This is a genomic window from Helicobacter sp. 13S00482-2 (genome assembly GCF_002272795.1).
In the GTDB taxonomy this organism is placed as follows: domain Bacteria; phylum Campylobacterota; class Campylobacteria; order Campylobacterales; family Helicobacteraceae; genus Helicobacter_J.
The window spans coordinates 1-6,429 of the sequence record NZ_MLAT01000032.1; the positions used below are offsets into that span (position 1 = coordinate 1).

The 6,429-nt window shown below is 34.0% G+C and carries 1 protein-coding gene; it reads left to right on the forward strand.

The genetic code is table 11. The features are described from left to right. Positions 1 to 198 precede the first annotated feature (198 nt). Positions 199 to 6,429: hemagglutinin repeat-containing protein (locus tag BKH42_RS08775; protein ID WP_143428604.1), on the forward strand; the 6,231-nt coding region annotated here is incomplete at its 3' end.

Below are 6,429 nucleotides of genomic sequence, written 5' to 3' on the forward strand. Positions count from 1 at the left end.
ATAACAACTTCAAATATCTTCTCACCATTGACTCAATTCTCCTTTATAGTCGAATTTTATCTTCCTAATTATTAATATTTATTTAAGTTTTTATTTTTTATAATCCTAAAGGATAACATTTTATTTTTATATCCAGCCTTTAGTATCAGATGATAATAGATAGCAATATAAAATCAGCTTGTTTCTAAGGACTCTTCAATGATAGGGGATAGATATTATTTATTTTTGAAAAATACTTCTAATGGCAAGGGTGATTGTGGTCATAAGAACACTTTTTTGAAGGATTTAAAATCTATAAATTTCTTTGATTCTTTAAAATCCTCTAGCCATAGACATCATTTAAAAATGAAGCCAAATCCCTTCAAACAATTCCTGTGTTCCTTGCTTTGTCTTTGTCTTACCTTCTATCCTGTTTTTGCACAACCCCTTAGTGCTCCTATGCCTTCAGAAGTTTCTTTGAGTGATACTGAGGTTCTTTCTCCTATCCCTAGTGATATTTCAAATCATCTAGCCCCATCTTCCTCCCTTCAGATCATCCCTGATGTTTCAAATCCTAGTTATGCTCCTTCTATGGATAAAGCTCCTAATGGCATAGAAATCATCAATATTACTCCTCCAAATGATAGTGGGATTTCTAATAATCACTACCGTGATTTTAATATCAAAGAAATTGGAGCTATTATCAATAACTCTAATCATCCTATCACTCCCACAGAGTTAGCAGGCCTCATCAGTTCTAATCCTAACTTAGGAGATAAAGAAGCTTCTTTGATTCTCAATCAAGTCACTTCAACTCATAGTACTTCACTTTTAGGTCCTCTTGAGATTGCTGGAAAAGCAGCAGGGCTACTCATCGCTAATCCAAATGGAATCTCTTGTGAGGGTTGTTCTTTTTTCAATGCAACTTCAGTGAGCTTAAGTACAGCTTTGATTCCTCCTTCTGAGCTTTCAGTACTCAATGAACTTTCTAAGCAATCTTTAAATCCTGATCTATCCTCTAGGAATAATCTAGCACAAGAACTCATTTCTAATATTCATTTAAGAGTCATAAAAGGTCATATCAATATTGATTCACTTGATAGCTCAAATATCCCTTCATTGAATATTCTCTCTAAATCACTTAGCATCTCTCATAACCTTTATGCAAAAAACTTAAATATCATCTTGGGTTCTAATGACATCACTTTGGATCAAAAAGGTGCCCTGCTTTTATGGCAACCTCTCCAAAGTGAAGAATCAAACAAAGATCAAGCCTTCAAACTCGCTCTTGATGTTGCCTATATAGGTGGCGTGTATGCAAATTCAATTTATCTCATTGCTTCAGATGAAGATGCCTCTATTAATAACTCTGGAATTCTTGCTACCTTTGCTTCTTCTAAAGAAGGAGATGGAGGATTTGTGATTGATACAAAAGGGCATTTGATTGTTTCTAATACGCCTCCTTTAGATACTCCTTCTTCTGAGGATTCTAGCGGTGATATGAATCATATTGCTGAAGGCAATGATGCTAATGATGTTAGCAATACCAATAGTACTGATCCTTCTATTTTAAGAACTTCTAGAGGAATCTATGCGTTCAAATCTTTAAATATCAAAGCAAAGTCTTTACAAAATGATTCTCTCATTGAATCTCAAGAGGACTTATCTCTTAAATTGCAAGAAAATCTTAATAATCAAGGTTCAATCATTTCTTGGGGAACTTTAGATCTTTTTAGCACTTCTTTAATTAACACTCAAGCTTTTATTTATGCAAACACGCTTCAAGCTACCATAGAATATCTCAACAATATGGATTCTTCTTTTATCTTAGGGAAGAATATTTTAATTCACTCCAAAGATCTAAACAATATCCACTCGATGATTTATAGCACTGAAGATTTATCTATTGATGCTAATAATGTATCAAATATCGCCCAAGTTTCTTTAGAGAAAAAACTCATCTCACAAGAGCATATTTCACAAGGAGAATGGAATAAGAAACCTTCTCCTAGGGATTGGTTCTTATATTTCAATCCTTTTATGTACCTCAAAGATGGAGATAAGGATTTCACAAGATCTATTTATCAAGAGATCTTTGATAGTTCTGATTATGCCCCTTCTATTTTAATGAGTGCTCATAATCTCTCTATTGAGGCAGATGTGCTGAACAATCAAAATGGCTCTATCATTGCTCCTGTTACAAATATTTCTGCGAACACCTTTCATAATGATCTAATTGAAGCTAGAGAAATCATTCAAGATAAAGGCAAAGAAGCAAGGAATTATCAAGATGTTTGGTATGAGAAGGAATGTCGTGGTTGGGACTGGGCTACTATTTGTATTAAAAGAACAAGTGTCAGGCACGAAAAGACACGCTTAAAAGTCTTTGATGATTATTTTAAAGAGAGCTCTTCTCCTATTGCCCTTAGCTTACCTAGTTTAAAAGAAGATTTAAGCTCTTATTTTAAAAACCCCTATGTCTTTTTCTTGAGCACTTCTTTAAGTGATCATGACAAACAGGACGCCTCTAATGATCATCCCATCTCTGCTTTGAATGTTTCAAACTCCATAGAAATATTAGACCCTTCACATTCTTTAGAATTTCTTAGCTTCAATCCTTATCATTCACTCCTTAGCAAAGATGCATTTAAAAGTCCTGCTTTTACTTTAAAAGATAATATCTACACAGATCCTCAAACCTTCATCTCATCAGATTATTTTTATGATCATTTCAAAAATACTTCTGATATTTCTAGTTTCTTATCTCATTTAAAAAACTCTTATAGGGATTCTAGCTATCTATCTGATTTTTATAATTCCAAATCTTTTTTAAATCAAAGTTTGCATCTTGAAAAACTCAATGAAATGCTTGCAAGTTATGAGGCCAATCATCTTGCTCACAAACTAGAAGTGTTTAAAGACACTACCAAAGAAACTTCCCCCCTTAGTTTTTATGATATAAACAATAAAGGCATGATTGCCTTTAAAGCCAATATAACTACGGCTTCTTTTTATAATGATTCTTATATCTATGCAGATGATGCCAAGATAGAATCTAAAGACACGCTCATCAACAAAGGAAGTATCCATTCTAAAGATTTATTTTTAAGCTCAGAAGGCAAACTCTATCATAGTGGAGAAATCATTTCTAATAATACAGCTTTGAATGCTCAAGATATTGAGATTTCTTCTGAAATCAAGAGTTCTGATTTTTATTCACAAACTTCTAATTCTCCCAAACATACACAAGAAAACCTTTCAAAAGTAGCTTTGATTACTACAAACAACCTGAGTATAAAATCCTCTGGAGATGTTCTTATTTCTGCAGCTGATTTGAAAGCTAAAGATAAAATGTCTATAGAAGGAGAGATGGTCTTTATCAATACAAAAGAACTCAAAGATAGCTATCAAGATTCTTTTAAAGTCTTCAATCACTTAACTGAGCAAAAAACCCACTTATTTGGTTCTTCTATCTCCATCAAAGCAAAAGAAAGTTTAGATATACAAAGTGCTGAGTTATCAGCTTTTAATCATCTTAGTTTATACTCAGATGGAGATATTCATCTTTTAGCTTCTAATGAACAAGATGATTTAAAAAAAGACTTTTATGCTGAAGAAAAAGGCTTCTTGAGTTTATCTAAAGATCATCACTCCAATAAAGAATTTTCTATCTCACAAAAACAAAATGTCTTTAAAGCCTCTAACATAAGCATACAGGCAAAAGGAAGCATCATTAGTAATGGAGGTGATTATGAAGCAGAAGATAAACTCACCATTTCAGCTCATAAGGATTATATCCAAACCTCCTTGCATCATCGTTATGGCTATAGTGATGCTTCTAGCTCCACTAAAGAAATATTAGGGATAGATGTTTCTGGCGATGATTTTAATAACGATGAACAAAGAGGAGTTCATACTCATAGCCATCTAAAAGCAAAGGATATCTTCATTCAAACAGGTGGAGATACTACCTTAATGGGGGTGGAGTTAGCTTCAGAAGAAAAAACCTCTATTTTAGCAGGAGGGAGTTTTTCTCTTTTAAATCCCAAAGACACCTATAGCAAGACTTCTGGTTTCTCTGATTATACTTTTATGGGACTTTTTAGCAATAAAGGAGATAAAGACCATCAAGAAATATCACAAACTTCTAGCTCTATTAGTGCAGGAAGTTTGGACATAAAAGCCTATAAAGATATCCATATCATCCATTCACATATTAACACTTCAGGTGATGCTATCTTTTTATCACAGCATGGCAATATCAATGTCATCAATGACTATGGTTCCACTTCAGATGAAAGTTCCTTTGCTTCAAAAGATTTTAACAGCCTTACCTTCAGCTTTAAAGAAAAACTTTCCTTTGGAGCAGATTTTAAATACTCTGATGTTCGCTCTAAAGACTCTGAAGAAAAAGTTTTAGGATCTGTATTTGATGTTGGTGGGAATCTCGTTTTAAAAACAGGAGATGAGCAAGGGGATATCAACATCATCGCTTCTAATCTTTCAGCAAATAAAAACGTCCTTTTAGATTCAAAAAATGTCCATATCCATTCTGCTTTAAACTCTTCTAGTTCTAAAGAGGAAAATCTAGAAGGTGATTTGAATATATCTTTTGATATTGGAAATGCTTATGCAGATATCTATTTTGCTAGTGATAAATTCTATAAGAGTTTAGAAAACTTCAATGAACTCAAAAAGCAATACCAATCTCAAAAAGAACTCTATGAACACGGCAAGATCAGTAAGAATGCTCTAGATGAATTCAAATACAATCTTGGGTTTGCTTCTTTAAATATCGCTAATGCTTCTTTAGGGGTGGTGAGTTCGCTTACAGCAGCAGCTTCTGCAGCAAGCACTTCATTGGGAACTGGATTTTATGGCTCTATCTCCACAAGTATTTCTGGCACACAAAATAACATTGATGAACAAAACACTTCTGTGGTCGCTTCTACCTTGAAGGCAGGAGAGAATATTTTTATTCGCTCACAAGATAGTATTTCTCAAATAGGATCGCATCTTCAGGCAAATGGTGCTATCTTTTATGAGGCTAAAAATAATATTGATATTCTATCTTCTAGTAGTACGCACCAATTAACTAAAGAAAAAAAGAATATTGGCACCACCACAAGCTATGGGAGCAATGGCTTTGGAATGAGTGCAGAAATAGGGGCAAGCAGGCACAGAGAAATTTCTTCCTCTTCTTATTCATCTTCACTGAAAGCTGAACGCATTTCATTATCTACTCAAAAAGATATCCATATCAATGGAGGGGTTCTTAGTTCAAAAAAAGCAGACATAAGAGCAGATAATCTCTCTATCATCTCTTCTTCATCTTCAAGCTATTCTCATATGAATGCACATAGTGTTCAAGCAGGTTATGGTAGCTCTTCTGTTAATGGAGGCTTCTCAAAAGATAAAGGCGACACTGATAGAGAATGGATAGAACAACAATCAGGTATTTTTAGCACAGAAGAACTCAACGTCAATATAGCCCATCATACCTATCTAGAAGCTGCTTATTTATTTTCAGCAACAAATGAGCTATCTTTATCCACAGATACCTTCTCTTATAAAGACATACACGATAAAGATTATCTCTCAGCCAAAGGTATCTCAGTTAATGTTCAAAGTGATAATAAATCCATCTCTCACTCTAGCACCCAAATAGGACTCTCTCATCAAGGAAAGACAACAGAAGGAAAAACTCTAGCCACACTAGGAAAAGGACAAATCCATATCACCCACCCAGATGATTTAATTAAAACCATCAATACAGATCTTTCTACTAGCACTTCAATCCTTCAAGATCAAATCACAGGAACCCTCAATGTCAATGCTCAAATAGATAATCGATTCTTCTCTTCTAAAGGATTAAAATCCATCTATGCAGACATCACTTCTGTGCCAAGCAATCTGATTAAAACCACTAATGGTGCATTCACTCTAGCATTCAATCCCTTCATAACTGCAACTGAAGTATTACTCAATCCTGATATATCCCTAAAAGAGAGCATCAACCAATGGAAAGCCAATCAAAGTACTGCTGTAGCTATCAATAATCTAGATAGAAAAACAATCAATCAACTATCTAGTGGTCAAGATATCACTGATATTCAATCTGCTATTAAAGGAGAAAATCAAGGCAAGGTTCATATCTATTATGATGAACAAGACAAGGTGAATGGTTTTTATGACAATAAAAACAAGCAGATCTATTTAAATGCTTTTAATGATACAGCCACTAATACCAAAACCTTTATCAAAACTTACACTCATGAAAATGCTCATCAATTCACTCATAATGATCATATTGCCAATAACGCAGGAACCTATGGAAACTTCTCTTATCATCTCTCTAATTTCTTAGGATTCTCTTCTATAAACACAAAAGGCAGAGCCACACATCATAATGATAACACTACCACCTATGCTCCCATCTCTTCTAAACAA